This window comes from Herbaspirillum sp. alder98 (assembly GCF_020179755.1).
Classification (GTDB): domain Bacteria; phylum Pseudomonadota; class Gammaproteobacteria; order Burkholderiales; family Burkholderiaceae_D; genus Herbaspirillum.
Map to the genome: position 1 here is coordinate 43,219 of NZ_JAIUCY010000015.1, position 25,490 is coordinate 68,708.

24 protein-coding genes are annotated in these 25,490 nt (G+C 61.6%); 5 read left to right on the plus strand and 19 right to left on the minus strand.

Going from position 1 to position 25,490, the window contains the following annotated elements:
* Positions 1 to 122 precede the first annotated feature (122 nt).
* Positions 123 to 953 carry a bifunctional hydroxymethylpyrimidine kinase/phosphomethylpyrimidine kinase gene (gene thiD / locus LBW87_RS22710; RefSeq protein ID WP_225203753.1) on the plus strand — a complete coding sequence of 277 codons (831 nt, stop codon included), beginning with the start codon at positions 123 to 125 and terminating at the stop codon, positions 951 to 953.
* 28 nt (positions 954 to 981) lie between these two features.
* Positions 982 to 2,268, plus strand: coding sequence for a glutamate-1-semialdehyde 2,1-aminomutase (gene hemL / locus LBW87_RS22715; RefSeq protein WP_225203754.1), 1,287 nt, complete (start codon positions 982 to 984; stop codon positions 2,266 to 2,268).
* A 148-nt stretch (positions 2,269 to 2,416) separates the two neighbouring features.
* Here the strand turns inward: hemL and erpA are convergent, their stop codons facing one another.
* The 6 genes from erpA to rplM form a co-directional block, all read right to left on the minus strand.
* Complete coding sequence (gene erpA, locus LBW87_RS22720; RefSeq protein ID WP_225203755.1) at positions 2,417 to 2,782, minus strand: iron-sulfur cluster insertion protein ErpA; 366 nt, start codon at positions 2,780 to 2,782, stop codon at positions 2,417 to 2,419.
* Positions 2,783 to 2,832: 50 nt separating this feature from the next.
* A complete protein-coding gene (locus LBW87_RS22725; protein WP_225203756.1) occupies positions 2,833 to 3,228 on the minus strand; it encodes a bactofilin family protein in 396 nt (131 codons plus the stop codon).
* 9 nt (positions 3,229 to 3,237) lie between these two features.
* Positions 3,238 to 3,942: a DUF6776 family protein gene (locus LBW87_RS22730; protein ID WP_225203794.1), complete on the minus strand. Its 705-nt coding sequence runs from the start codon at positions 3,940 to 3,942 to the stop codon at positions 3,238 to 3,240.
* Between the two features lie 23 nt (positions 3,943 to 3,965).
* The gene (gene argC, locus LBW87_RS22735; RefSeq protein ID WP_225203757.1) at positions 3,966 to 5,003 is read right to left on the minus strand and encodes an N-acetyl-gamma-glutamyl-phosphate reductase; all 1,038 of its coding nucleotides are present in this window, start codon (positions 5,001 to 5,003) and stop codon (positions 3,966 to 3,968) included.
* Between the two features lie 202 nt (positions 5,004 to 5,205).
* The gene (rpsI, locus tag LBW87_RS22740; protein ID WP_008116057.1) at positions 5,206 to 5,598 is read right to left on the minus strand and encodes a 30S ribosomal protein S9; all 393 of its coding nucleotides are present in this window, start codon (positions 5,596 to 5,598) and stop codon (positions 5,206 to 5,208) included.
* A 9-nt stretch (positions 5,599 to 5,607) separates the two neighbouring features.
* Positions 5,608 to 6,036: a 50S ribosomal protein L13 gene (gene rplM / locus LBW87_RS22745; protein ID WP_006461967.1), complete on the minus strand. Its 429-nt coding sequence runs from the start codon at positions 6,034 to 6,036 to the stop codon at positions 5,608 to 5,610.
* A 567-nt stretch (positions 6,037 to 6,603) separates the two neighbouring features.
* Here rplM and LBW87_RS22750 point away from each other — a divergent pair.
* Positions 6,604 to 7,062 (plus strand): OsmC family protein, encoded by a 459-nt coding sequence (locus LBW87_RS22750; RefSeq protein WP_225203758.1) that lies wholly within the window; start codon positions 6,604 to 6,606, stop codon positions 7,060 to 7,062.
* Between the two features lie 8 nt (positions 7,063 to 7,070).
* Here LBW87_RS22750 and coq7 read toward each other — a convergent pair whose 3' ends face one another.
* From coq7 to LBW87_RS22800, 10 genes are all read right to left on the minus strand, one after another.
* Positions 7,071 to 7,697, minus strand: a complete 627-nt coding sequence (gene coq7, locus LBW87_RS22755) for a 2-polyprenyl-3-methyl-6-methoxy-1,4-benzoquinone monooxygenase (protein ID WP_225203759.1) — start codon at positions 7,695 to 7,697, stop codon at positions 7,071 to 7,073.
* 23 nt (positions 7,698 to 7,720) lie between these two features.
* The gene (gene pyrC / locus LBW87_RS22760) at positions 7,721 to 8,755 is read right to left on the minus strand and encodes a dihydroorotase (RefSeq protein WP_225203760.1); all 1,035 of its coding nucleotides are present in this window, start codon (positions 8,753 to 8,755) and stop codon (positions 7,721 to 7,723) included.
* Positions 8,756 to 8,940: 185 nt separating this feature from the next.
* A complete protein-coding gene (locus LBW87_RS22765; protein ID WP_225203761.1) occupies positions 8,941 to 9,669 on the minus strand; it encodes an amino acid ABC transporter ATP-binding protein in 729 nt (242 codons plus the stop codon).
* Between the two features lie 67 nt (positions 9,670 to 9,736).
* Entirely contained in the window at positions 9,737 to 10,432 is a 696-nt protein-coding gene (locus LBW87_RS22770; RefSeq protein ID WP_225203762.1) for an amino acid ABC transporter permease, read from the minus strand.
* A 3-nt stretch (positions 10,433 to 10,435) separates the two neighbouring features.
* Positions 10,436 to 11,185, minus strand: a complete 750-nt coding sequence (locus LBW87_RS22775; protein ID WP_225203763.1) for an amino acid ABC transporter permease — start codon at positions 11,183 to 11,185, stop codon at positions 10,436 to 10,438.
* Between the two features lie 211 nt (positions 11,186 to 11,396).
* Positions 11,397 to 12,344, minus strand: coding sequence for an amino acid ABC transporter substrate-binding protein (locus tag LBW87_RS22780; protein ID WP_225203764.1), 948 nt, complete (start codon positions 12,342 to 12,344; stop codon positions 11,397 to 11,399).
* Between the two features lie 478 nt (positions 12,345 to 12,822).
* Positions 12,823 to 13,746 (minus strand): amino acid ABC transporter substrate-binding protein, encoded by a 924-nt coding sequence (locus LBW87_RS22785; RefSeq protein ID WP_225203765.1) that lies wholly within the window; start codon positions 13,744 to 13,746, stop codon positions 12,823 to 12,825.
* A gap of 79 nt (positions 13,747 to 13,825) precedes the next feature.
* Complete coding sequence (locus LBW87_RS22790) at positions 13,826 to 15,118, minus strand: Glu/Leu/Phe/Val family dehydrogenase (RefSeq protein ID WP_225203766.1); 1,293 nt, start codon at positions 15,116 to 15,118, stop codon at positions 13,826 to 13,828.
* Positions 15,119 to 15,422: 304 nt separating this feature from the next.
* Positions 15,423 to 16,406 carry a LysR family transcriptional regulator gene (locus LBW87_RS22795; RefSeq protein WP_225203767.1) on the minus strand — a complete coding sequence of 328 codons (984 nt, stop codon included), beginning with the start codon at positions 16,404 to 16,406 and terminating at the stop codon, positions 15,423 to 15,425.
* Positions 16,407 to 16,496: 90 nt separating this feature from the next.
* The gene (locus LBW87_RS22800) at positions 16,497 to 18,404 is read right to left on the minus strand and encodes an ABCB family ABC transporter ATP-binding protein/permease (protein ID WP_225203768.1); all 1,908 of its coding nucleotides are present in this window, start codon (positions 18,402 to 18,404) and stop codon (positions 16,497 to 16,499) included.
* Between the two features lie 161 nt (positions 18,405 to 18,565).
* Here LBW87_RS22800 and LBW87_RS22805 point away from each other — a divergent pair, with 161 nt between their 5' ends.
* Positions 18,566 to 19,033: an acyl-CoA thioesterase gene (locus LBW87_RS22805; RefSeq protein ID WP_225203769.1), complete on the plus strand. Its 468-nt coding sequence runs from the start codon at positions 18,566 to 18,568 to the stop codon at positions 19,031 to 19,033.
* A gap of 228 nt (positions 19,034 to 19,261) precedes the next feature.
* Positions 19,262 to 20,215 (plus strand): 2-hydroxyacid dehydrogenase, encoded by a 954-nt coding sequence (locus LBW87_RS22810; RefSeq protein ID WP_225203770.1) that lies wholly within the window; start codon positions 19,262 to 19,264, stop codon positions 20,213 to 20,215.
* Positions 20,216 to 20,281: 66 nt separating this feature from the next.
* Here the strand turns inward: LBW87_RS22810 and LBW87_RS22815 are convergent, their stop codons facing one another.
* From LBW87_RS22815 to LBW87_RS22825, 3 genes are all read right to left on the minus strand, one after another.
* Complete coding sequence (locus tag LBW87_RS22815) at positions 20,282 to 21,982, minus strand: long-chain fatty acid--CoA ligase (protein ID WP_225203771.1); 1,701 nt, start codon at positions 21,980 to 21,982, stop codon at positions 20,282 to 20,284.
* Positions 21,983 to 22,213: 231 nt separating this feature from the next.
* Complete coding sequence (locus LBW87_RS22820) at positions 22,214 to 23,323, minus strand: aminopeptidase (protein WP_225203772.1); 1,110 nt, start codon at positions 23,321 to 23,323, stop codon at positions 22,214 to 22,216.
* Complete coding sequence (locus LBW87_RS22825; RefSeq protein ID WP_225203773.1) at positions 23,320 to 25,410, minus strand: molybdopterin-dependent oxidoreductase; 2,091 nt, start codon at positions 25,408 to 25,410, stop codon at positions 23,320 to 23,322. Before LBW87_RS22825 ends, LBW87_RS22820 begins: the two co-directional genes overlap by 4 nt.
* Positions 25,411 to 25,490 lie beyond the last annotated feature (80 nt).

The window sequence follows — 25,490 nt, forward strand, 5'->3', positions numbered from 1 at the left end:
TGTTTTGAATTCGGCTTGGCTATTGCTCACGGCTGACTATCCCTCAAATCAATTCAAGTAAAATGCTTGGCATCGCTTCATCAGGAAGCAAGCGCCAAACACGATATCTTAATCTACTCGACGTGCAAAACCAAACCTCCCCTCTTATCCTGACCTTCGGCGCGGCCGATCCGGTAGGCGCCACCGGCATCCAGGCAGACCTTGCCACCTTCGCGGCCATGGGTTGCCACGGCTTGTCCGTGGTGACCTCCCTGCTCATCGGCGACACCGCCCGCACCGAAGACGTGCAGGTGATCGATGTCGACTGGGTGGCCGACCAGGCCCGCGTCATCCTCGAAGACATGGCGGTGGCCGCATTCAAGGTCGGCACGGTGGGCAGCCTCGAGAACATCTCGGTGATCGCCGAAATCGTTTCCGATTATCCCGACGTGCCGCTGATCCTCGATCCCTTCACCTCTTCCCTGGCCGGCCAGGAGGAAGAAGAAGACCTCATCATTGCCATCCGCGAGCTGTTGATTCCGCAGACTACCCTGGTGCTGGTGTCGGCCGGCGAGTTGACCCGCCTGGCCGAGACCTGGCGCGAACCGGTGCCGGGCGAAGCGCTCGCGCTGGACGCTGCACGCATCATCGAGATGGGCTGCGAATACCTGTTCGTGACCAATACCCAGACCGACCTGCAAGAAGTCGCCAACTCGCTCTTCGACGCCTCCGGCCTGGTGCGCCAGGACACCCGGGCGCGTCTGCCAGGCTCGTTCACCGGCGCCGGCGCGACATTGTCGGCCGCCATCGCGGCGATGCTGGCCAACGGACTGGAAGTGCCCCAGGCCGTCGCCGAGGCGCAGGAATTCACCCTGGCAGCGCTGGGCAATGCGCAACGCCTGGGCATGGGAAAACTGGTCCCCGATCGCTACTTCTGGGCACGCGAGGCCGATGAGCCGCGCGAGTCGAACTGAGAAACCACACCCTGTAACTGGAACACACATGGCAACCAACACCAACGAATCCTTATTTGCGCGCGCGCAACGCAGCACCCCCGGCGGCGTCAACTCACCGGTGCGCGCATTCCGCTCGGTAGGTGGCACGCCGCGCTTCATCGAGCGCGCCGAAGGCCCCTGGTTCTGGGACGCGCAAGGACAGCGCTATATCGACTACATCGGTTCCTGGGGCCCGGCCATCGTCGGCCATGCCCATCCGGATGTGGTATTGGCGGTACAGCAGGCGGCAACGCGCGGCTTGTCCTTCGGCGCACCGACCGAGGCCGAGATCGTGATGGCCGAAGAAATCGTCAAGCTGGTGCCTTCGATCGAGCAGGTGCGCCTGGTCTCGAGCGGCACCGAAGCCACCATGAGTGCGCTGCGACTGGCGCGCGGCGCCACGGGCCGCGACAAGATCGTCAAATTCGAGGGTTGCTACCACGGTCACGGCGATTCGCTGCTGGTCAAGGCCGGCAGCGGCATGCTGACCAACGGCCATCCGACCTCGGCCGGCGTGCCCGAAGACTTTGCCAAGCACACCCTGGTGCTGGACTACAACAATACCCAGCAGCTGGAAGAAGCCTTCAAGGCAGCCGGCGACCAGATCGCCTGCGTGATCGTGGAGCCGGTCGCCGGCAACATGAACCTGGTGCGCGCCAGTGACGAATTCCTGCAGGCGATGCGACGGCTGTGCACCCAGCACGGCGCCATCCTGATTTTCGACGAGGTAATGTCGGGTTTTCGCGTGGCATTGGGCGGCGCCCAGCAACTCAACGGCATTACCCCGGACCTGACCGCACTGGGCAAGGTGATCGGCGGCGGCTTGCCGGTAGCGGCCTTTGGCGGGCGCGCCGAGATCATGCGTCACCTGTCGCCACTGGGTGGGGTCTACCAGGCGGGAACGCTGTCGGGCAACCCGGTCACCGTGGCCGCTGGCATGGCCACGCTGAAGATCATCCAGCAGCCGGGCTTCTACGAAAACCTGGGACGCCAGACCAAGAAGCTGACCGACGGCTTGACTGCCGCCGCCCGCCAGGCCGGCGTTACCTTCACCGCAGATGCGGTGGGCGGCATGTTCGGCCTGTATTTCGCGCAGGCAGTGCCCACCAGCTATGCCGAGGTGATGCAAGGCGACAAGGAGCGCTTCAACCGCTTCTTCCACAAGATGCTGGACGCGGGCGTCTATCTGGCGCCGTCGGCCTTCGAGGCAGGGTTCGTGTCGGCCCGCCACGATGACGCCATCATCGATGAAACCATCGCCATTGCGGCCAAGGCATTCACCGAACTGGGCTGATTGCTAAGTGCTGATCGCTGGTCAATGAGCATTGAGCATTGACCAGCAGCGAGCACAAATAAAAAGGGGCGCCATCGAAATGGCGCCCCTTTTTTTATCCGACTTCAATGCGACCGGCCGTGCAGACCTGCCGCCCGGCATATCGGCATCAAACTGAAAACGACGAGCCGCAACCGCAAGTGGTCGAGGCGTTCGGATTCTTGATCACGAACTGTGCGCCTTCGAGGTCGTCCTTGTAGTCGATCTCGGCGCCGACCAGGTACTGGTAGCTCATCGAATCGATCAGCAGTTGCACGCCATTCTTGGACATCGTGGTGTCGTCCTCGTTGACGATCTCATCGAAGGTAAAACCGTACTGGAAACCGGAGCAACCGCCGCCTTGCACGAAGACACGCAGTTTCAGGTCGGGATTGCCCTCTTCATCGATCAGTTGCGCAACCTTGGCGGCGGCGCTGTCGCTGAAAGCGATCGGGGTAGGCATTTCGGTATGTTGCAGTTCGGCTACGGCGTTCATTTCTGGCTCCTGCTTGGGCAATGGATTGCATTATAAGCGCTGGAGGATTTTCATGCTTCGGCCGACGCAGCCAGCTTCAGCAACGGCGTTTCGCTCACCTGGTCATGGCTGAGCTTGCCGGAGACCAGCGCGCCTCCGTGCATTTCCAACGCCTTGTAATACACATTACCCGTTATGCGGGCTTTCGGTTGCAATTCAAGCAGTTCCGACGAATGCACGTCACCGATGATTTCGCCGTTGACGATCAGATGCGCGGCATGGACCTCGCCCACCACCTTGGCATGCTCGGAAATGACCAGCACACTGGGCTGGCCGCTCTCGGCATTGATATTGCCGTTGATCTGGCCGTCAATGCGCAGGCCGCCCTTGAAACCGACATCGCCCTTGATCGCGGTCGACACGCCGATCAGGCTGTCGATGGTACTTTTTGTCTTGCGTCCGAACATTGAATCACCTCACAGATCCACCGACTGCTGGGCACGTACCTGGCCTCGGTCGAGAACACGAACTGCAACCGACTTGATGGTCGCACCCTCCGGCAAATTCGCCACACCTTCAACCCGCTGGTAGTACTTGAATGCGAGTCTATAGCGCGCCAGATCGGTTGAATTGGTCTCCGGGAAATTGATAATAGCACTCTTGCCCGCCTGCCAAACCGTGATACTGACCTGTAAATTGCCTGCAAATTGCTGCGTAGCAGCACCGCCCTGCATCACCAGTACACGATAACGCACCTGGCTTGGTCCGGCCAGCTCAGCCTTGAAGCGCTGGATGGTGATGCCCGGCACCCCGAGGTTGGTCGGCAACAGGCTGTCGAAGAAGGCCAGGTCTTCTTTCTGCCGGTTGTTCTCGGCTTCCAGGTTCTTGACCTGCACGGCCAGCTGCGATTGCGCCGTCTGGGCGATCTTGAGTTCGTTCTGGGAAGCATTCGCCGAACTCTGCAAGCGCTCGTTTTCGGCCGACAGCTTCTTGACCTGCTCCGACAGAACCTCGACCTGCTCGCCGCTATCGCCCTCCAGACCAGGCAAGGCACGGCTGCCCAGTTGATAGGTCCAGACCGCGACGGCGACCGCAACGGCCAGCGCCACGGTCCACAGCAGCGCCAGCAGCGGCCACGGCAGATGCCGCTTGATGGTCATCTTGGGCGCCGAGATCGTCAGGCGCCGCTGCCATAGCCGGTACTTCACGGCAGGACCGGGACCTGCTGCAGGCCGGTCGTTTCGTCGAGGCCGAACATCAGGTTCATGCACTGCACGGCCTGCCCGGATGCCCCCTTGACCAGGTTGTCCTGCACTACCAGCACCACCACGGTGTTGCCGTTGTCAGGCCGGTGCACGGCCAGGCGCAGCATGTTGGAGGCGCGCGTGGTACGGGTTTCGGGGTGCGAGCCGAACGGCAGCACGTCGACGAATGGCTCGTCCTTGTAGGCATCCTCGAACAGGGCCTGCAATGCAGCGTTGTCGATGTCACGGTTCAGGCGCGCATACAGGGTCGAATGCATGCCGCGGATCATCGGCACCAGATGCGGCGTGAAGATCAGGCCGACCTTGTCGCTGGTCAGGCGCGACAGTTGCTCGATGGTCTCGGGCGAATGGCGGTGTCCCGACACGCCATAGGCCTTGAAATTGTCGGATGCCTCGGAGAACAGCAAGGGCAATTCGGCCTTGCGGCCTGCGCCCGACACGCCCGACTTGCAGTCGGCGATCAGTTGCGAGGCGTCGATCACGCCCGCTTTCAGCAGTGGCGCGTAACCGAGTTGCATGGTGGTGGGATAGCAGCCGGGATTGCCGATGACACGTGCCGTGCGGATGGCCTCGCGGTTCAGCTCAGGCAACCCGTAGACGGCTTCCTTGAGCAGGTCGGTGCAGCTATGCGGCAGCTTGTACCATTTTTCGAACGAGGCCACATCCTGCATGCGGAAGTCGGCAGCCAGGTCGATCACCTTCACGCCGGCGGCCACCAGTTCGGGCGCCTGCGCCATGGCCACACCATGCGGGGTGGCGAAGAAGACAACATCACAATCGGTGAGCTTGGCCTTGTCGGGCGACGAGAAAGCCACATCGACGCGACCGCGCAGCGAGGGATACATCTCGGCCACCGGCAAGCCGTCTTCCTTGCGCGAGGTGACGGATTGCACCGTGACTTGCGGGTGCGTGGCGAAAATACGCAGCAATTCGACGCCGGTGTAACCAGTGCCGCCGACGATACCAACCTTGATCATGTCTAGTCCTTGCAATAGAGGCGAAGTGGAGCCCGTCCCGAAGGAACTCCAGAAAGCCGCCAATTTTAGCAGGAGAATATTTCCTGCCGGTTTTCGATGGGGAGTTATTTGCAATCAGCACCACAGCAATAATTGCCTGGCCCCAAAGCAAAAAGCCGCCTGGCATGCACCAGGCGGCTTTCTGTACAGCGTATCGTGCAGATTAACGCTTCGAGAATTGCTTTGCGCGACGTGCCTTGCGCAGACCAACCTTCTTACGTTCAACTTCACGCGCGTCACGAGTGACGTAGCCAGCGCTCGACAGGGTCGGCTTCAGGGCTGCATCGTAGTCGATCAGGGCGCGGGTGATACCGTGACGAACGGCACCAGCCTGGCCGGACTCGCCACCGCCGTGCACGTTGACCATGATGTCAAAGCGCTCGACGTTGCCGGTCAGTTCCAGCGGCTGACGGATCACCATCAGGCCAGTTTCACGCGAGAAGTACTCGGCGGCAGGCTTGCCGTTGACGACGATCTTGCCCGAGCCGGTCTTGATGAAAACGCGAGCCACTGCACTCTTGCGACGGCCGGTTCCGTAATTGTAGTTACCGATCATGTCTGTTCCTTAGAGCGCGAGGGGTTTCGGTTGCTGAGCGGAGTGCGGATGGTTGCCATCTGCATACACCTTCAGCTTCTTGATCATGGCATAGCCCAGTGGGCCCTTGGGCAGCATGCCCTTGACAGCCTTCTCCAGCGCACGGCCAGGGAAACGCTGTTGCATCTTCAGGAAATTCGTTTCGTAGATGCCGCCCGGATAGCCGCTGTGACGGAAGTAGGTCTTCTCAGTGGCCTTGGTGCCGGTGACGCGCAACTTGCCAGCATTGACGACAACGATGAAATCACCGGTATCGACGTGCGGAGTAAATTCGGGTTTGTGCTTGCCGCGCAGTCGGAGTGCCACTTCGCTGGCAACACGTCCGAGGACCAAGTCCGTCGCGTCAATCACGAACCACTCACGCTGCACCTCATGTGCTTTAGCGGAAAAGGTCTTCATGTTTGACTTTCATAATGAAAATAAACGCTCAAATGGCGGTTCCGTTCAATCGTGACGACCGTTTTACAGGCCATCGGTTTGATCGGACTCATCCTTTTATCTTCCCGAGCGCATGGGAAAGCCGAGAATTATAGCCTTTTCAAGGACTTAGCGTCAAAAGGTTTCATACTATCTGTGGCGCGCAGGCCGCCCTGGGTGGCAACTTGCGTTTCGCGCGGACAAAAAAAACCCGGACGCTTAGGTTCCGGGCTTAATCCACACCAATGAGGAGGGTGGAGGAGACATGGTACGTGCTGCAAAACTTCCGTTGAATTCAATATAGCAAAGCCCTTTGTGCGTTGCAATATTGTTTTTAAGTTTTTTTAGAAATCACCTGAAAAGCACAACAGTGTTGAATTACACCAACTCAGCAATGAATTTCACGGTCGAGTATTCGCATTTCCACAAAGAATTGTTCTGCAGCGCAACAAGGCGTAACGACATCGGCTGCAGGCGCGCGCCACAAACGCAGCGCTGTCCGACATTGGCTACAATACGCACCTCTTTTCACTCATTGGGATGACGCAGATGGAATGCACAGTGCGCTGGACCGGCTTGTCCGGCATGACCTTCACGGCCGAAACCGGCTCGGGCCATCTGGTGACGATGGACGGCGCGCCAGACGGCGGTGGCCGCAACCTGGCACCGCGTCCGATGGAAGTGCTGCTGGCCGGCACCGGCGGCTGCACCGCCTATGACGTGGTGGTCATCCTGCGCAAGAGCGGCCAGGATGTGCGCGGCTGCGACGTCAGCCTGAAGTCGGAACGGGCCGACAGCGACCCCAAGGTGTTCACCAAGATCCACTTCCATTTCACCGTGCGCGGTCGCAACCTGAAGGCCAATGTGGTCGAACGGGCCATCAAGTTGTCACACGAGAAATATTGCTCGGCCTCGATCATGCTCGAGAAGACTGCGGAAATGACCCACACCTTCGAGATCATCGACGACCTGACCGAAGCCCCGCCACCGCTGCCAACACCGAAATAAGACGTCGATCAGACGTAATAGGCGACCGAAGTCATGACCTTGGACATGGCTTTCATGGCGCCGCTGATGGCCGCCGGCATGGGGGCCGCGCCCAGCGCCTTGGCCGCCTCGCCGTGTTCGATTTCGTCGACGCGCATCTGGTCGACGATGGCGCGCGACTTGTTGTCCTGCGCCGGCAGTTCTTCGAGATGGCTCAGCAGGTGCAACTCGACCTGACGTTCGGTCTCGGCCACAAAGCCGAGATTGCGGGCATCGCCCACCCGCGCGGCGATGGTCCCCAGCACATAAGAGCCGGCGTACCACAGCGGGTTGAGCAAGCTGGTGCGCGAACCCAGCTCACGCAGCCGCTGCGCGGTCCACGCCAGGTGGTCTTCTTCCTCGATGCCGGCACGCTCGAACTGCTGCTTGATTTCCGTCTTCTGGGCAAACCGGCCCTGGGCATCGTACAACGCCTGGGCACATACCTCGCCCACGTTATTGATACGCATCAGGCCAGCCGAATGGCGCTTTTCGGCGTCGCTCATGACGCCGTCAGCCAGGCCGCGGCCCGGATTGGGACGGCTTTCGAACACCACGCCACTGACCACGCGCAGCGCCTTGTCCAGATCGGTAATCAAATGGTCGATGAATTGCATGCTGGTTCAAATCCTCATTCAGGTCAGAGCATCTTCCACTGGAGTTCTTCGCCGGCCGACAGCGGCACCACGGTGCTGTCGCCCATCGGCAGCTCGGCGGGAATGGTCCAGCTTTCGCGCTTGAGGGTGATGCTGCCCTGGTTGCGCGGCAGGTTGTAGAAATCAGGGCCGTTGAAGCTGGCAAAGGCCTCGAACCTGTCCAGCGCATCCACCTGGTCGAACGCCTGCACGTACAACTCCAGCGCGTGCAATGCGGTGTAGCAGCCAGCGCAGCCACAGGCGTGTTCCTTCAGGCCCTTGGCATGCGGCGCCGAATCGGTGCCGAGGAAGAAACGGGGATTGCCCGACGTGGCCGCCGCGACCAGCGCCTGGCGATGCGTTTCGCGCTTGAGCACCGGCAGGCAGTAGTAATGCGGACGAATGCCGCCCTTGAACATCTCGTTGCGGTTGTACAGCAGGTGGTGCGCCGTGATGGTCGCGGCCGTGGGGCCCTCGCCGGCCAGCACGTAATCGGCCGCATCCTTGGTGGTGATGTGTTCGAACACCACCTTCAGCTCGGGCATGGCGTGACGCAGCGGCTTCATGATGCGGTCGATGAAGACCGCTTCACGGTCGAACAGGTCGATCGCCGGATCGGTCACTTCGCCGTGCACCAGGAACGGCAGGTCCAGCTCCTGCATCACTTCGAGCGTCTTGTAGCACTTCGACAGATCGGTCACGCCCGCCGCGGAATTGGTGGTGGCGCCGGCCGGATACAGCTTCACCGCCTTGACGAAGCCGCTGTCGGCGGCGCGGCGGATTTCGTCGGGCGGGGTATTGTCGGTCAGGTACAGGACCATCAACGGTTCGAACTGCATGCCAGCCGGCAGTGCAGCGAGGATGCGGTCACGATACTGCCCGGCCAAGGCGGTGGTGGTCACCGGCGGCTTCAGGTTGGGCATGATGATGGCGCGTGCAAACTGGCGCGCCGTATGCGGCAACACGTCGGCCAGCGTCGCGCCATCGCGCAGGTGCAAATGCCAGTCGTCAGGGCGGGTGATGGTGATCTCGTTGCGCATTGCGATGTCTTTCTGGTCTGTGTTGGCGTACTGCGGCTGTTCAAGGCCGATATTCTACCGTAGCCGCCGCCCCTTCACCGCTGCCGCGCCACCCCCATTTGATGTCGGACAAATGAAAAAAGGCCGCCCGCGCAAACGGAACGGCCTTGTCCGGGCCCGGCTGGCGCCAGGCTCGACGATGCGGCTTAGTGGGTAATGATCTTGGCCAGGAAGTCGCGCGCACGCTCCGAACGGGGCGCAGCGAAGAACTCATCCTTGGCGCAATCTTCAACCACCACGCCCTTGTCCATGAACACGACGCGGTTGGCCACCTTGCGGGCGAAGCCCATTTCGTGGGTCACCACCATCATGGTCATGCCTTCTTGCGCCAGGCCCACCATCACGTCCAGCACTTCGTTGATCATCTCGGGATCGAGCGCCGAAGTCGGCTCGTCGAACAGCATCGCGATCGGGTCCATCGACAGCGCGCGCGCAATCGCCACACGCTGTTGCTGGCCACCCGACAGTTGGCCCGGGAACTTGTCCTTGTGCGCCAGCAGGCCCACGCGGTCCAGGTACTTCAAGCCCTTTTCAGTGGCTTCGTCCTTGCTGCGACCCAGCACCTTGATCTGGCCGATGGTCAGGTTGTCGCGAATCGACAGGTGCGGGAACAGCTCGAAGTTCTGGAACACCATGCCAATGCGCGCGCGCAGCTTGGACAGGTTGGTCTTTGGATCGCCCACCGACACGCCGTCGACGGTGATGACACCCTTCTGGAACGGCTCCAGGCCGTTGACGGTCTTGATCAGGGTCGACTTGCCCGAACCGGACGGGCCGCACACCACCACCACATCGCCCTTCTTGACCGAGGTCGAGCAGTCGGTCAGAACCTGGAAGCTGCCGTACCACTTGCTGACGTTATTGAGTTCAATCATTTGTTTCTCCTGAATTTCTGAAATCGTTGGCACCCGCCGCGCGCCGCGGCCGGTGCCGTCATGTGGCTTAGCGGATGATGGCGATCTTCTTCTGGAAGCCCTTGACCAGTTGCGACAGGCCGAAGCTGAGCACGAAGTACACGATCGCGACGAAGATGTACATCTCGACCAGGCGTCCGTCACGCTGCGCAATCTTGGATGCGCTGGTGACGAAGTCAGGCACCGAACCCAGCACGTAGACCAGCGACACGTCCTGGAACAGCACGATGGTCTGCGTCAACAGGATCGGCGTCATGTTGCGGAATGCCTGCGGCAGCACCACGTTGCCCATCATCTGCCAGTAGTTCATGCCGATCGCATAGCCGGCGAACACCTGGCCGCGCGGGATCGACTGGATACCCGAGCGCATGATTTCGCAATAGTACGCAGCCTCGAACAGGATGAACGTGATCAGCGCCGACTGGAACGCCCCGACCTGGATCGGTTCGGACGCGCCGATGATCCACGCGCCGATGAACGGCACCAGGAAGTAGAACCAGAAGATCACCAGCACCAGCGGGATCGAGCGGATCAGGTTGACGTAGGTGGTGGCGATGAACGACAGCGGCTTGTTGCTCGACAGGCGCATCATGGCCAGCAGCGTGCCCAGGATGATACCGCCGGCCATCGCCGTGAATGTCAGCACCAGTGTGAACTTGAGGCCGGTCGTGAAGAGATAGAACCACGAACGTTCGATGACGTCGAAGTCGAAATTACTGAACATGGATCAATGCCCTCCTGCGCTGGAGCTACCACTGGAGATATAACCAGGGACAGCCGTGACTCGTTCCAGCAGACGCGCCAGCATCAGCGCAATGATGGAGATGATGAGATAGATGACGGTGGCGCCGGTCAACGCTTCAAAGGTCTGGAACGTGAACTCGCGCATCGAATAGGTAGCAGCAGTCAGCTCGACCAGGCCGATGGTCAGTGCCACCGAGCTGTTCTTGATGATCGCGGCGAACTCGTTGGTCAGGGCCGGGATGATGATCCGGAACGCCATCGGCAGCAGCACGTAGCGATAGGTCTGGGTCGGCGTCAGGCCAAGCGCGGCGCCTGCCATGCGCTGGCCGCGCGGCAAGGCCTGGATACCGGTGGTCACCTGCACGGCGACCCGCGACGAGGTAAAGAAACCGAGCGCTAGGGCGGCAGTCACGAACGAAGCATTGGGCAGGCTCTTGAGCCAGTCGCCAATTGCCGCGGGCAGCAGTTCCGGCACCACGAAGTACCAGAGAAACATCTGCACCAGCAGCGGAATATTGCGGAACAGTTCCACATAGCCATTGGCAATGCGCACCACCCACGGCTTGGTGGTCGTGCGCAGGGTACCGAAGATGGTGCCCAGGGCCAGCGCCATGATCCAGGCGAAGATCGCGGTGGCGAGGGTCCATTTCAGGCCCGCCATCAGCGTATCGATGTAGGGGACCCCATCGGGAGACATCTCCCAGAAGATTCCCCAGTTCCAGTTGTATTGCATAAATGGCCTCGTCTGCGTTTCGAGTCTGTTATGGCGGCGCGGTCACCAGGCAAATGCCGCATCCGCATGTTCCGGTCACACCGGGCAGCAAGCGTTACGTCAAGGCAACACCAATTGCGTCCGGTTAAACAAAACGGGGGACAGGCCCCCGTTTCGTCAAATCAGGCATGGCATGGCGCAGCAGCTGCATGCGCCATGGCCAATGGCCGATTTACTTCTTCTTGCCCTGGCCCTTTTGGGCTTCTGGCACGGCAGCGTAAGCGGCCGGATCGAACGAGTCGGTCGGCTTTGCCAGCACTGCTTGCAGTTGCGGGCTCATCGGCACGTTCAGGTTGACGCCCTTCGGTGGGATTGGAGCCTGGAACCACTTGCCATAGATCTTCTTGATGTCGTCGCCGGTGTAGACCACGGTCAGCGCGTCATCGACCACCTTCTTGAACGGCTTGTCGCCGCGTGGCAGGATCAGGCCGTACGGCTCGACCGACAACGCCTCGGTCGACACCTGGTAGTCACCAGGCGCCTTCGAGTTGGCAGCCAGCGACGACAGCAGGATGTCATCCATCACGAACGCTGCAGCACGGCCGGTTTCGACCATCAGGAATGCTTCGGCGTGGTCCTTGGCAGCCAGGATGTTCAGGCCCAGGTTGCGTTCGGCGTTGAGCGAAGTGATCTGCTTCAGGTTCGAGGTACCGGAAGTCGAGACGACGGTCTTGCCCTTCAGGTCGTCCAGCGTCTTCAGGTTGGCGGCCTTCTTCGACAGGAACTTGTTGGCGGTCACGAATTCGGTCACCGAGAAGTCAACCTGCTTCCAACGCTCTTCATTGTTGGTAGCCGAGTCGCACGAAATGTCGGTGGTGCCGTTGGCGATCAGCGGGATGCGGGTCGCGGAAGTCACGGGAACCATCTTGATGTTCAGCGCGGTCAGGCCCAGCTTCTTCTGGATCGCGGTGGCAGCCTTCAGGCACAGGTCGATCGAGTAGCCCTGGTAGGACTGCTTGTCGTCAAGGTAGGAGAAGGGAATCGAAGAATCGCGCACGCCCAGCGTCAGGGTGCCGCTGTCCTTGATCTTCTTGAGCCTGCCGGTGAATTCTTCTGCGTGAACAGAACCCATCAGCACGCTCGCGCCGACCAAAACCCCTGCTAGCTTCAATAACTTCATTGTGTGACCTCCTGGAAAAATTTTACGTAGTGTACCAAAAGCCCTATTCCAAAAACAGTTATGCCGTCCTTGGGATTTAGGCCTGCTGGCCCTCTTGCCATGCCTCTTCTTGTTATAAAAGCCACATCTATGCTGGCTTGTTTCATCCTTGCCCGCAGGCTTGTCGTCATCAAGACGATCAGTTCCTGCAGACCTGGCGAAATTCTGGGCAACCATGTCGGCGGGCGGCATTTTACGACATTGCCGACATTCTGCACTGCACTCTTCATCGGAACGCCTCGCATGTGCGCAATAAACATCATTTGCACATGCATGTCGACCGCGCCCCGGGTGGACCGAAGCGCATGTTACCCGAACGATTTCTGTGCAGGCCGACAATGCTTTCATTGCATCGACTGCCCTGCAATATCGGATTGCCGCAGTCCCCGCCGCGACCCTTCCACTTCAGCAATATCCATGCCAGAAAACCAATAACCCCTTATTGCGCCACCTTGTCGGTCGGGAAGTTGAACGAATCCCGCAACAGGTATCCCATCGGCAGATTCATCGCCACCCGCCCGGCGCCGGCTGGCGCCTGGAACCAGTGCTGGTAGAGGGCATGGATCTCGCGCGTCGAAATCATGCGCACCATCTCGCGATCGACCAGCGCCTTGAACGCCGGATCCTGGCGCATCATCATGGCATAGGGGTCGACCGACAGCGCTTCCCCCACGATCACCAGCGCAGCCGGGTCGCTTGCCATGCTGCGATAGGCATACAGCAGTACATCATCCTCGGCATAGGCGTCGACCTCGGCGCGCTGCAGCATGGCCATGGCATCGGCTTCGCGATCGAGCTGGCTCCAATGGATATTGAGCAATCCGGAGGCGTCACGCGCCTTGGCATAGGGCACCACCGAACTGCTGCGCACCACCACCACGCGCCGATCGCGCAGATCGCGCCAGCTGCGGATACCCGAGTCGCGCCGGACCATCATACGGGTGGTGGTAAAGAAATGGGGAATGGTGAAAGCGAAACGCTCGCGGCGCGCCGCGTTGTTGGTGGTAGTGCCGCACTCGATGTCGGCCTGGCCATCGGCAATGGCGTCGAAGCGGCCCCGGCTGTCCACCTCAAGATAGCGCACCTGCATCTGCGGCAGGCGCAATTCGCGACGCAGGGCGTCCGATATCTTGCGGCAGATGTCGATCGAATACCCGACCGGCCGGCCATCTTCGACACTAACGAAAGGGAATTGATGCGGGGAGTAGGCGACCACCAGCGTGTTGGTGCGGCGGAGCTTGTCGAGTGTGCTCTCGGCATGCGCCGACAGCGATGCCTGGCACATGAATGCCAGCACCGCAACAATCCAGCAAGTGCGACGCGCGACCAGCACGCGGCGCACGCGAGCGCGCACACCAACCACATCTCCTCCCTGACTGCATGATGCAAGCCGACGATCTTAAGGTGCCGTCGTACTTGCAGAAAGCCCGAACAACTGTCGATTACGGGTACAGGCCCCGCATTTCGCGCGCCTGCAATACGCGGGTACACGCCACGATGAAGGCCGCAGTACGCAGTGACACGTTCTTTTCTTCGGACAGTTGCCACACGGCGGCAAACGCCTCGCGCATGATACGCGTCAAGCGCAGGTTGATTTCATCCTCGGTCCAGAAAAAGCTCGAAAAGTCCTGCACCCATTCAAAGTAACTGACGGTCACGCCACCCGCATTGGCAATCACATCGGGCACGATCAGCACGCCCTTGTCGCGCAGGATGTCATCGGCCGCCGGCGTGGTCGGGCCGTTGGCGCCTTCCAGGATGATCTTGGCCTTGATCTGGCCGGCATTGGCTTCGGTAATTTGCTGTTCCAGTGCAGCCGGCACCAGAATGTCGCAGTCGACCGACCAGAATTGGGCACGATCGGTGATCTCGTCTGCACCCGCAAAACCCTTCACGCTACCGTTCTGCGCCACGTAGGTCTGCAGTGCGACGACATCCAGGCCACCCGCATTGAAGACGGTGGTGATGTGATCCTGGACCGCCACCACACGCGCGCCGGCTTCCGAGAACAAGCGTGCAGCGATGCCGCCGACGTTGCCGAAACCCTGCACTGCAACCTTGGCGTCCTTGATCTCGAGATTGCGCTTGGCGGCGGCTTCACAGCCCACCACGAACACCCCGCGACCGGTCGCTTCATGGCGACCCAGGCTGCCACCCAGCGAAATCGGCTTGCCGGTGACCACGCCCGACGACGTGCTGCCATGGTTCATGGAATAGGTATCCATCATCCAGGCCATGATCTGCGAATCGGTATTGACGTCGGGTGCCGGAATGTCCTTGCTGGGCCCGATGATGATGCCGATCTCGCTGGTGTAGCGACGCGTCATGCGCATCAACTCGCCCCGCGAGAGGGTCTTGGGATCAACCCGGATACCGCCCTTGGCGCCACCGTAGGGAACATTCACCGCCGCGTTCTTGACCGTCATCCAGGCCGACAGGGCCATCACTTCGGACAGCGTCACGTCCTGGTGAAAACGCACGCCGCCCTTGCCGGGGCCACGCGAAGTATTGTGCTGGACACGGTAGCCCTCGAAGTGGGCGATGGTGCCGTCGTCGCGCTCGATGGGGACATCCACCACCAGGATGCGCTTGGGACGCTTGAGGGTCTCGACCCAGCGCGCCAGCGAGCCCAGGTAGGGCGTGACGCGGTCGATCTGCTCAAGGTAGACGCCCCACGGGCCGATGCCGTGCGGGACAAGATAGGAAGGCACTTCGTGATTAGGTACGTTCGACATGATGCAATCGCTCCTTTGGTTTGCCGTGCTGTTCAGTACGTTGCAAAACCCCGATGCCGATGGCCGCGCAGGCAGGCAAGCGCCAGGGCGAATGCCACAGCACAGTATGCCACCAGAAGCCACCTCGAATAACAGCGAAAAACAACGGGAAAATAGCCGTCTAAATCAGCGACGCCATCGTAGCCAGCCGCCTGTACCAAGGCTAATGCTTTGTCTGCATGCAACTATGCATATCGCGCATAACCATCCGAGAGAGCCTGTGCTGGCCGCATACAGCTGATTCACCCCTCACTTTCCTGCCTGGTCATTCGCGTTTATCGGCGCCCCGCCCTCGCCCGGCAGCTGCCTTTTGACGCTCCTGGCGGGCTTGATCCTGCTCGACCAGGTATTCCCACAACCGCGCCACGATCGCCTTGCCCGCGCGTTGCGCCGTCGGGCGCTCGCGATAGAGGCGGATTTCCATCTCGACCTCCCAGTCGGCGGTGGCGCCATCGGCGCGTGCCAGTTGCCGGTTGCGCACCTCGCGCACTACCGAAGATTCGGGCAGGAAGGCCACACCATGCCCCTCCAGCGCCATCATCTTGAGGCTTTCCGACATGTCTGTCTCGTAGTGTTTTTCCAGATGCAACGGGCGCTTGATGTCGGCCATCATCAATTCCACCATGCGCCCCAGATAGGCATTGCTGGTGTACGACAGAAACGGCAAAGGCGCGCGCGAGCCGCCCGGAAACACGTAGTCGGGCGTGCCGTTGCGGTCACAGCGCGAATACGGGCGCAGCGTCTCGGTGCCCATGGTCAGCATGTCGTAGCGGCTGGCATCGAGCTGCACCGGCTGGCGCGGGTGGTGATAACACAGCAGCAGGTCGCAGCCGCCTTCGACGATGGTCATCACGGCATCATGCACGTTGAGGGCGATGAGACGGGTATTGATCGAGCCGAAACCGGACTCCAGCGAACTAAGCCACTTCGGCATGTAGGTCAGCGAAAGCGTATGCGGCACGGCAAAATCGACAGTGGTCTGGGCGGTCGGCCGCTTTCCGCGCAACAGGGCGCGGGTGTTGTTGATCTGCCCCAGCATCTCGACGGCCTGCTCGTAGAACACTTCGCCGGCCGCCGTAAGACGGGTCGGATAGGAGGTGCGATCGATCAGGTCGGTGCCCAGCCAGGCCTCGAGCGACTGGATGCGGCGCGAAAACGCCGGCTGCGTGACGTGGCGCAATTCGGCCGAGCGGCTGAAACTGCGGGTCTCGGCCAGCGACACGAAATCTTCAAGCCATTTGCTTTCCATTGCACGTCCGTTTCTGGTTCTTTTAAATCACGCGAAGGAGCAATTGTGCCGCAGCGCCGCCGGCAATGCCAGCACCCGCGCCGTGCGGCTTCAGCGCGCCGTCGGCGGCACCAGCACGCTGGCCTCGCGCGGTTCCTCGGGCGCGCCGGGCGTCGCGCCCGGTTCAGGCCGGGGCGACCCCTCGTCGTCATCGGCGCTGGCCTGCTGGCGCTGCCACATCTGCGCATACTGCCCGCCCCTGGCCAGCAGCACCGGATGGGTGCCGCGCTCGATGATGCGGCCGTGCTCCAGCACCAGGATCTGGTCGGCATCGACTACCGTCGACAATCGATGCGCGATGACCAGCGTGGTGCGCTCTCGGGCGATCTCCGACAATTGCTGCTGGATCGCCTGCTCGGCCCGCGAATCGAGCGCCGAGGTGGCCTCGTCAAAGATCAGGATGGCCGGATCCTTGAGCAGCGTGCGGGCAATCGCCACCCGCTGTTTCTCGCCGCCGGACAACTTCAGCCCGCGCTCGCCGACCATGGTGGCATAGCCATCGGGCAGCGACTCGATGAAGTCGTGGATGTACGCCGCGCGCGCCGCCGCCACGATGTCGTCGAAGCTGCTGCCAGGCTTGCCGTAGGCGATGTTGTACTGAATTGTGTCGTTGAACAGCACCGTGTCCTGCGGCACGATGCCGATGGCCTGGCGCAGCGACGCCTGGGTCACATTGCGCAGGTCCTGGCCATCGATGCGCACCGCGCCGCCATCGACATCGTAGAAGCGATACAGCAATCGCGACAGCGTCGACTTGCCCGATCCGCTGTGCCCGACCACCGCGGTGGTGGTGCCGGCCGGGACCACGAAGTCGACATCGAACAGGATCTGCCGGTTGCGCTCGTAGCTGAAATCGACATGCTCAAAATGCAGCGCCGCGCCGTCGGTCTTGAGCGCAGCGGCGCCGACCCGGTCGGCCACTTCGCGGTTTTCTTCCAGCAGCGAGAACAATCGTTCCATATCGGCCAGGCTCTGCTTGATCTCGCGATACAGCACCCCCAGGAAATTAAGCGGAATGTAGAGCTGGATCATGAATGCATTCACCAGCACCATGTCGCCCAGGGTCATGGTGCCGTTCATCACCCCCACGGTGGCGCGCCACAGGATGAGCGTGACGGCAATGGCGATGATGGCCGACTGGCCGGTATTGAGCAGCGACAGCGAGCTCTGCGACTTGACGGCGGCACTCTCGTAGCGCTGCAGGCCCTCGTCATAGCGACGCGCCTCGAAATCTTCGTTGCCGAAATACTTGACCGTCTCGTAGTTGATCAACGAATCGATGGCGCGCGTATTGGCGCGCGAATCGAGATCGTTCATGGTGCGCCGGAAATGGGTACGCCACTCGGTCACCGTCACCGTGAAACCGATATACAGCACCAGCGCCCCGCCGGTGATGACCGACAGCCAGATGTCGTAGTGCAGCAGCAGGTAACCCAGCACCAGCAGGATCTCGATGATGGTGGGCAGGATCGAGAACAAGGTATAGGACACCAGGGTCGACACGCCGCGCGTGCCGCGCTCGATATCGCGCGTCATGCCACCGGTCTGGCGATTCAGGTGAAAGCGCAGCGACAGCGCATGCAGATGGCGAAACACCTGCAACGCGATGGTGCGCACCGCGCGCTGCGTGACCCGCGCAAACATCAGTTCGCGCAACTCGGTGAAGACCGAGGTCGCCAGCCGCAGCGCCCCATAGGCGGCCAGCAAACCCAGCGGCAACACCAGCAATGCCGCCGGATGGGTTGCCGTAACCGTCATGGCGTCGACCAGCCGCTTGAGCACCAGCGGCACCCCGACGTTGGCCAGCTTGGCGCCGACCAGGAAGCTCAGGGCCATTGCCACCCGCCACTTATAGGTCCACAGGTAAGGCAACAAGGTACGAATTACGGTCCAGTCGCTGCGATAACGCGGGGCAGGAGGACCAGAGGATGCGGAAGGATGAGCTGATTGGCGGCGCATGAGATGACAGGAAAATAAGCGGCTGAATACGCGGCTGAAACCGGACAGCTTGAACCAGGCGAGCACAAACCGACCGATCCAGGCAACATCCGATAAACTATCACCCCGCAAAACAGGGATTATAAGAGTCCGCAAGACTTCACGCTTTCGAAGGAACACCAATGACCAGCACCGCACGCACCCAACTTCCCGCCGGCAAGGCGCCCCAACTGCGCGTCATGCCGATGCCGGCCGACGCCAATATCCATGGCGACGTCTTCGGCGGCTGGATCATGGCCCAGGTCGACATCGCCGGTTCGCTGCCCGCCACCCGTCGCGCCAATGGCCGCGTGGCGACCGTGGCGGTCAACTCGTTCCTGTTCAAGCATCCGGTGTTCGTGGGTGACCTGCTGTCCTTCTACGCCGACATCGTCAAGGTCGGCAACACCTCGGTCACGGTCAACGTCGAGGTCTTCGCCGAGCGCAATCGCCTTCAGACCGAGATCGTCAAGGTGACCGAAGCCACCCTCACCTACGTGGCCACCGACGAAAGCCGCAAGCCGCGCGCACTGCCGCCGTTGAGTCCGGAAGATGATGTTCCAGCGGTCAATGTGCTGCAGGAGCTGGGCAGCGGTTGGCAAGCGCTGTAATGCATAGGCTGTAATGCATAGGCTGTAATGCATAGGCTGTAATGCATAGGCTGTAATACATGGGCTGTAATACATGGGCTGTAATACATGGGCTGTAATACATGGGCTGTAATACATGGGCTGCAATACATGGGCTGGCACGCCAGCCCAGTTGAAAAAGATTCAGCCCGCAGTCGGCGTGCAGCCACTATCGTTACGCTCCCATCACCGTTTTCGACGACATCGACCATGAGCCAACCTGCCTCTTCCCGCCCGACCGTGCTGATCGTGGCGCGCCTGCCGCAGCACCTGATGCAACTGCTGCACGACAACTTCACCTGCCACAACCTGCTCGATGGACTGAGCGAAGAGCAACTGCGCGAGATTGCGCCGCAGGTGCGCGGCATCGCCGCCAACGGCGAGGCCAAGGTGCCGCGTGAATTCATGGCGCGCTTCCCGGCGCTGGAGATCGTCTCGGTGTTCGGCGTCGGCTATGACGGCGTAGAGGTGCCGGCCGCACGCGAACGCGGCATCCATGTCACCCATACGCCCGATGTGCTGACCGACGACGTCGCCGACATGGCGCTGGCGTTGCTGCTGGGAGTGGCCCGCAATGTGGTGCGCGCCGATCGCTTTGCGCGCAGCGGCGAGTGGAAGAACGGCCCGTTCCCGTTCACCACCAAGGTCACCGGCGCGCGCCTGGGCATCGTAGGCCTGGGTCGCATCGGCGAAGCCATTGCCCGTCGCGCCGCCGCCTTCGACATGGACATCGCCTATCACAACCGTTCGCAAAAGGATGTGCCGTATCGCTATTTCGGCGATATCGCCTCGTTGGCGGCAGCGGTCGACTTCCTGGTACTGGCCACGCCCGGCGGCGCCGATACCCGCGCACTGGTCAACGCCGAGGTGCTGGAGGCGCTGGGACCGAAGGGATTCCTGATCAACGTGGCGCGCGGCTCGGTGGTGGACCAGGCGGCCCTGACGCAGGCACTCAAGGATGGAAAGATTGCCGGTGCAGGACTGGATGTGTTCGAGAACGAACCCAACATCCCGGCCGACCTGGCGGCACTCGACAACGTGGTGGTAACGCCGCACATGGCTAGCGGCACGCTGGTCACACGCACCGCCATGGCCGATCTCGCCTATAACAACCTGGCCGCGCATTTCGCCGGCAAGCCGGTCATCACGCCCGTGCCGCAATGAGTTGACAGGACACTGCATGGCAGTGTCCTGTTGCACCGAGATTCGAGCGCCGGGACGACGCGTTTCTCAGGCCGCAGTCTTCTCCGGCTGCGGCTTTTTCTCGTCACGCAACTCGCGCCGCAGGATCTTGCCGACATTGGTCTTGGGCAGTTCATCGCGGAACTCGATGGTCTTGGGCTTCTTGTAGCCGGTGAACTGTTCCTTGCAATAGGCCAGCAATTGCTCGGCCGTCAGCGATTTATCCTTGCGCACCACGAACAGCTTGACCGCCTCGCCGGTGTGTTCGTCCGGCACGCCGACGCAGGCGCATTCGAGCACGCCCGGGTGTTGCGCCACCACGCCTTCGATCTCGTTCGGATAGACATTGAAGCCGGACACCAGAATCATGTCCTTCTTGCGGTCGACAATCTTTGTGTAGCCGCGCTCGTCCATGATGCCGATGTCGCCGGTCTTGAAGAAGCCATCGTCGGTCATGACCTTGGCGGTCTCGTCGGGACGCTGCCAGTAACCCTGCATCACCTGCGGGCCGCGAATGGCGATCTCGCCCGGCTGGCCCAGCGCCACCGGATGGCCGTCGTCGTCCAGGATGACGATCTCGGTCGAGGGCAGCGGCAGTCCGATGGTGCCGGTGTAGTCAGTGATGGTACAGGGGTTGGCGCTGGCAATCGGCGAGGTCTCGGACAAGCCGTAACCTTCGATGATTGGACAGCCGGTCAGTTTCTTCCAGCGATCCGCAACCGACTTCTGCACCGCCATGCCACCACCGACGCAGCAGCGATAGCCGGAGAAATCCAGCCTGGCGAATTCGGCATTGTTGAGCAAAGCGTTATAGAGCGTGTTCACCGCCGGGAAGGTATTGACTTTGTAGCGGGCCAGCTCCTTGACGAAGCCGGGGATGTCGCGCGGATTGGGGATCAGCAGGTTGAGCGCGCCCTTGCGGGTGCCCAGCATGTTGCACACCGTCAGCGCAAAGATATGGTACAGCGGCAGCGCGCACACGAACACCAGTTGCTCCGGCGGAGTGCCGGACTTCAGCGCCGGATCAAGCCACTCCTCGGCCTGCAGCACATTGGCCACCAGATTGCGATGGGTCAGCACTGCGCCCTTGGCCACACCGGTGGTGCCGCCCGTGTACTGCAGAAACGCGACGTCATCCGGCGTCGTCGTGACTGCCTGCAGCTGCCGGGCAGCGCCTTCCTGCAAGGCCCGATTGAAGGTGATGGCGCCGGGCAAGGACCAGGCCGGCACCAGCTTCTTGACATGGCGCACCACCAGATTGACGATGGCGCCCTTGAGCAGACCGAGCATCTCGCCCATGCTGGCCACCACGATGTGCTTGATCTGGGTGCGCGCCACTACCTTCTGCAAGGTGCAGGCAAAATTCTCCAGCACGAAGATGGCCTCGGCGCCGGAGTCCTTCAACTGATGCTCGAGTTCGCGCGCCGTATAGAGCGGATTGACGTTGACCACCGTATAGCCGGCGCGCAGGATGGCAGCGATCGCCACCGGGTACTGCAGCACGTTAGGCATCATGATCGCCACCCGCGCGCCACGGCTCAGACCCAGGCCCTGCAGCCAGGCGCCCATGGTGCGCGAGAGCCGGTCCAGTTCATCGTAGCGCATGGTCTTGCCCATGCAGACATAGGCGTTGCGATCAGCGTAGCGGCTGAAGGCTTCGTCGATCATCTGCACCAGCGACTGGCACTGGTTGGGATCGATCTCGGCGGGTACGCCCGCAGGATAGGATGCAAGCCAGAATTTTTCCATGATGTTTACCTCTGTCTCCGATCAGAACTTGCGCTGGCTGGGCGATGATCACGTTGGCGCGCACAGCAAAAAAAGCACGAGTGTTTTATTATTTAGAGCAGATGCTATCCAGCATTGGTCGCCGGGGCAAGTCCTTTTGCAGCAATTTTGCCTAAAGCGACTCGTCGAAACATTTAGATCATACCCTGCGAGGCGCCATCGGCACGCGCCTTCCATGTCGCACAGCAACATTTACAGCGGCGTGCGCTCGCTCTTGCGGTCTTTCTTGCGCCCGCCTGAATCGGGTGACGGCAAGGGATCACCCAGCGCCGCATGGCGCGCAGGCTTGTCCATGTCTGCCAGCTTCTTTACCCGACTAAAGAAATCGGCGAAATCGCGGCTCTGCGCGAACAACGCCTTGAAGGCCGGCACCTGGTCGTGATACGCCCCCACCAGCGCCAGGTGGGCATTGGATAACGGCATGGCGAACCAGCGGTCGTAACCGGCGTAGCCCTCCCAGCGGGTCTGCTTGAGCTGCGCGTATTCGGCCCGCAGGTCATCGAATATCTGCTGCTTGCGTTCGCGCTTTAGCGATTCTGCGGCATCGCTCTCGTAGTTCTCTTCGAGGCGGTCGCGATACTTGTCGAGCAGCGCCAGGAAGTCGCGCTTGCGTTCGGCGAAGCGGCGATAGGCATCGATCATCTTCTGGTCGCCGCGTGCGGCCAGCCAGCGGTCGACGCCGATCTCCTCGACCGCTACCGCAAACCCTTCATTGAACGAGGTGTCGTCACGCGCATAGACCACCTGATGCGCCAGCTCATGGAAGATCAGGCGCGCCAGCTCGCCATCGGGATAGTTGATGAAGGTGGAAATAACAGGGTCATTGAACCAGCCCAGGGTCGAGTAGGCAGGCACGCCGACCACCTGCACGTCGTAACCCTCCTGCTTCAACTGCGCGCCATACTGCTGCGCCGCCTGCTGGCTGTAGTAACCGCGATAATCGACGCAGCCGGCAATCGGAAAACACCACTGGTGCGCCTTGAGCGACAACTCGGGAGCCGCCACCACATTCCACAGCACGAACGGGCGGTCGAGCTGGGCATAGCTCTGGTAACTGCCGTTGTCGGGCAGGCTGAGTTCGGTCACGGCAAACTGGCGCACCTGGCGCACCGTCCTGAGCTTGTCCTTGAGACTGTCGGCGGCGACCGGATCGGCGATCCAGTCATCCAGCGGCCGCGCCTGCGCCAGCAATGAAAACTGCCCGTGCGCGGCCTGTGCATAATAGGCCACCGAACTGCAGCCGCCCACCAGCAGTGCCGTCGCCGCAATGGCCAATGCGCGCAGCAGGCGGGGCAGCTTCATGCGCTCTCCAGTTTCTCCACCTGCACCAGCACGTCATAGAAGGTGGGCGCATTGCCCATGTCGGTCAGGCGCTGGCTGGTGACTTCATTGACGTTCTTGCCGTCGGCGGCAAACTTCTTCCACCAGATCGACAGCCCCACCACCAGCCCGATGCGGGCGCGATCGGTGACGCGCACACGCGCCTGCATGCTGCCGCGATCATTGAAGATGCGCACCATGTCGCCGTCGGCGATGTTGCGCCCACCGGCGTCCAGCGGGTGCATGTCCAGGCGCGGTTCGCCTTCGGTGTCGCGCAGGCTCTGCACATTGACGAAGGACGAATTGAGGAAGTTGCGCGCCGGCGGTGAAATCATCGCCAACGGATATTTCAGCGCCAGCTCGGGATTGCTGAGCGCGGATTCATACGGCGCGATATAAGTCGGCAATGGATCGAGCCCGGCCGCCAGCATCTGCGCCGAATAGAACTCGCACTTACCCGAGGGCGTGGCAAACCCGCCATCGGCAAAGGGCGCGGCCGGCATGTCGAGACGCTGCCAGCCTTTCTGCTTGAGCAGGTTCCAGTCATAGCCGCCGCTGCGCGGGTGATCGCGGCGAAAGGCGACGGCGGCGATCTCGTCGTCGCTGTGACCGAAGCATTCTTCATCGAAGCCCATGGCTGCGGCCAGCAGGCGGAAGAATTCGGTATTGGGTTTGGCTTCACCCATCGGGGCGATGGCGGCATTGTTGGCCATCATGTAGACGTGGCCGTAGGCGCTGTGCACGTCCACGTGCTCCAGCTGGGTGGTGGCCGGCAGCACGATGTCGGCATAGTCGGCGGTGTCGGTCTGGAAATGCTCGAGCACCACCGTAAACAGATCCTCGCGGGCGAAGCCCTGCGCCACCTTGGCCGACTCCGGCGCCACCGCCACCGGGTTCGCGTTATAGACGATCAGGGCTTCGATCCGGGGACCGAAGTCGGCGCTGGCCGGCTTGAGCAGGTCGTCGCCGATGGTGCTCATGTTGATCACGCGCGCCGCCCGTCCATGGCGCGCCGCCAGGTCAGGACGCGACAGCGCTGCGTTATCGCGCGGGAACGAATCCGAGGTCGACAGCTGCATGCCACCCGCCGGGTGGCGCCATGCGCCCACCAGGGCCGGCAGGCAGGCGATATTGCGCGCCGACATGCCGCCGCCACGCACACGCTGCAAGCCATAGTTGGCGCGGATCATGGCCCCTTCGCCGGCCAGCGCGGCGGCCGCGTATTCGCGTGCCAGCTCAATCACTTCACCGGCGGTGATGCCGCATACCTCGGCGGTATGTTGCGGCGTCCACTGCTGCACCCGCTGCTTCAACTGGTCGAAGCCCAGCGTATGGCGGGCGATGTAGTCATGATCGAGCAGGTCTTCGCCGATCAGCACGTGCATCAGCCCCAGCGCCAGCGCGGCGTCGGTGCCGGGCAGCAGTGCGATATGGCGATGGCTCTTTTCGGCCGTCAGCGAACGATACGGATCGATGACGATGATGCGCGCGCCATTGCGCTTGGCCGCCTGCACGCGGGTCCAGAAATGCAGGTTGGAGGCAATCGGATTGCCGCCCCAGATCACGATCAGCTTAGCGTGCTGCACCTGTTCGAGATCGGTGCCGATGCGGGCGCCCACGGTATAGCGATAACCGACGCCGCCGGCCGACGAGCAGATGGTGCGCTCCAGCTGCGACGCCCCGAGCCGGTTGAAGAAGCGTCCGGCCATCGATTCGGTCTGCACCAGGCCCATGGTGCCGGCGAAGCTGTACGGCAGAATCGCCTGCGGGTCGCGCAGGGCGATGGCGCCCAGGCGTTCGGCAATGGTGCCGATGGCCTCGTCCCAGCTGATCCGCTCGAACTTGCCCTCGCCCTTGGCGCCGATCCGGCGCATCGGATACAGCAGGCGGTCCTTGTGATAGGTGCGTTCGGTGTAGCGCGACACCTTGGTGCACAGCACGCCGGCGGTGGTGGGATGCTCGGGGTCGCCCTTGACCTCGGTGGCCACGCCATCCTTTACCGTGACCAGCAAGGCGCAGGTATCGGGGCAATCATGGGGGCAGGCGGCGCGTACTATCGTGGTGGTCATGGCGGCAAAAGCGGCTGGCGTTGGATCAAACCATGTACTTTAGCGCAAATCGCCTTCGCGCAACGCGATGCGCAACGCCC

Bases quoted from the DNA above. Each gene is read 5' to 3' on its own strand.
- hemL (WP_225203754.1), top strand. From the start codon at position 982: ATGGCAACCAACACCAACGAATCCTTATTTGCGCGCGCGCAACGCAGC.
- erpA (WP_225203755.1), bottom strand. From the start codon at position 2,782: ATGAACGCCGTAGCCGAACTGCAACATACCGAAATGCCTACCCCGATC.
- LBW87_RS22725 (WP_225203756.1), bottom strand. From the start codon at position 3,228: ATGTTCGGACGCAAGACAAAAAGTACCATCGACAGCCTGATCGGCGTG.
- argC (WP_225203757.1), bottom strand. From the start codon at position 5,003: ATGATCAAGGTTGGTATCGTCGGCGGCACTGGTTACACCGGCGTCGAA.
- rpsI (WP_008116057.1), bottom strand. From the start codon at position 5,598: ATGATCGGTAACTACAATTACGGAACCGGCCGTCGCAAGAGTGCAGTG.
- rplM (WP_006461967.1), bottom strand. From the start codon at position 6,036: ATGAAGACCTTTTCCGCTAAAGCACATGAGGTGCAGCGTGAGTGGTTC.
- LBW87_RS22750 (WP_225203758.1), top strand. From the start codon at position 6,604: ATGGAATGCACAGTGCGCTGGACCGGCTTGTCCGGCATGACCTTCACG.
- coq7 (WP_225203759.1), bottom strand. From the start codon at position 7,697: ATGCAATTCATCGACCATTTGATTACCGATCTGGACAAGGCGCTGCGC.
- pyrC (WP_225203760.1), bottom strand. From the start codon at position 8,755: ATGCGCAACGAGATCACCATCACCCGCCCTGACGACTGGCATTTGCAC.
- LBW87_RS22765 (WP_225203761.1), bottom strand. From the start codon at position 9,669: ATGATTGAACTCAATAACGTCAGCAAGTGGTACGGCAGCTTCCAGGTT.
- LBW87_RS22770 (WP_225203762.1), bottom strand. From the start codon at position 10,432: ATGTTCAGTAATTTCGACTTCGACGTCATCGAACGTTCGTGGTTCTAT.
- LBW87_RS22775 (WP_225203763.1), bottom strand. From the start codon at position 11,185: ATGCAATACAACTGGAACTGGGGAATCTTCTGGGAGATGTCTCCCGAT.
- LBW87_RS22780 (WP_225203764.1), bottom strand. From the start codon at position 12,344: ATGAAGTTATTGAAGCTAGCAGGGGTTTTGGTCGGCGCGAGCGTGCTG.
- LBW87_RS22790 (WP_225203766.1), bottom strand. From the start codon at position 15,118: ATGTCGAACGTACCTAATCACGAAGTGCCTTCCTATCTTGTCCCGCAC.
- LBW87_RS22795 (WP_225203767.1), bottom strand. From the start codon at position 16,406: ATGGAAAGCAAATGGCTTGAAGATTTCGTGTCGCTGGCCGAGACCCGC.
- LBW87_RS22800 (WP_225203768.1), bottom strand. From the start codon at position 18,404: ATGCGCCGCCAATCAGCTCATCCTTCCGCATCCTCTGGTCCTCCTGCC.
- LBW87_RS22805 (WP_225203769.1), top strand. From the start codon at position 18,566: ATGACCAGCACCGCACGCACCCAACTTCCCGCCGGCAAGGCGCCCCAA.
- LBW87_RS22810 (WP_225203770.1), top strand. From the start codon at position 19,262: ATGAGCCAACCTGCCTCTTCCCGCCCGACCGTGCTGATCGTGGCGCGC.
- LBW87_RS22815 (WP_225203771.1), bottom strand. From the start codon at position 21,982: ATGGAAAAATTCTGGCTTGCATCCTATCCTGCGGGCGTACCCGCCGAG.
- LBW87_RS22820 (WP_225203772.1), bottom strand. From the start codon at position 23,323: ATGAAGCTGCCCCGCCTGCTGCGCGCATTGGCCATTGCGGCGACGGCA.
- LBW87_RS22825 (WP_225203773.1), bottom strand. From the start codon at position 25,410: ATGACCACCACGATAGTACGCGCCGCCTGCCCCCATGATTGCCCCGAT.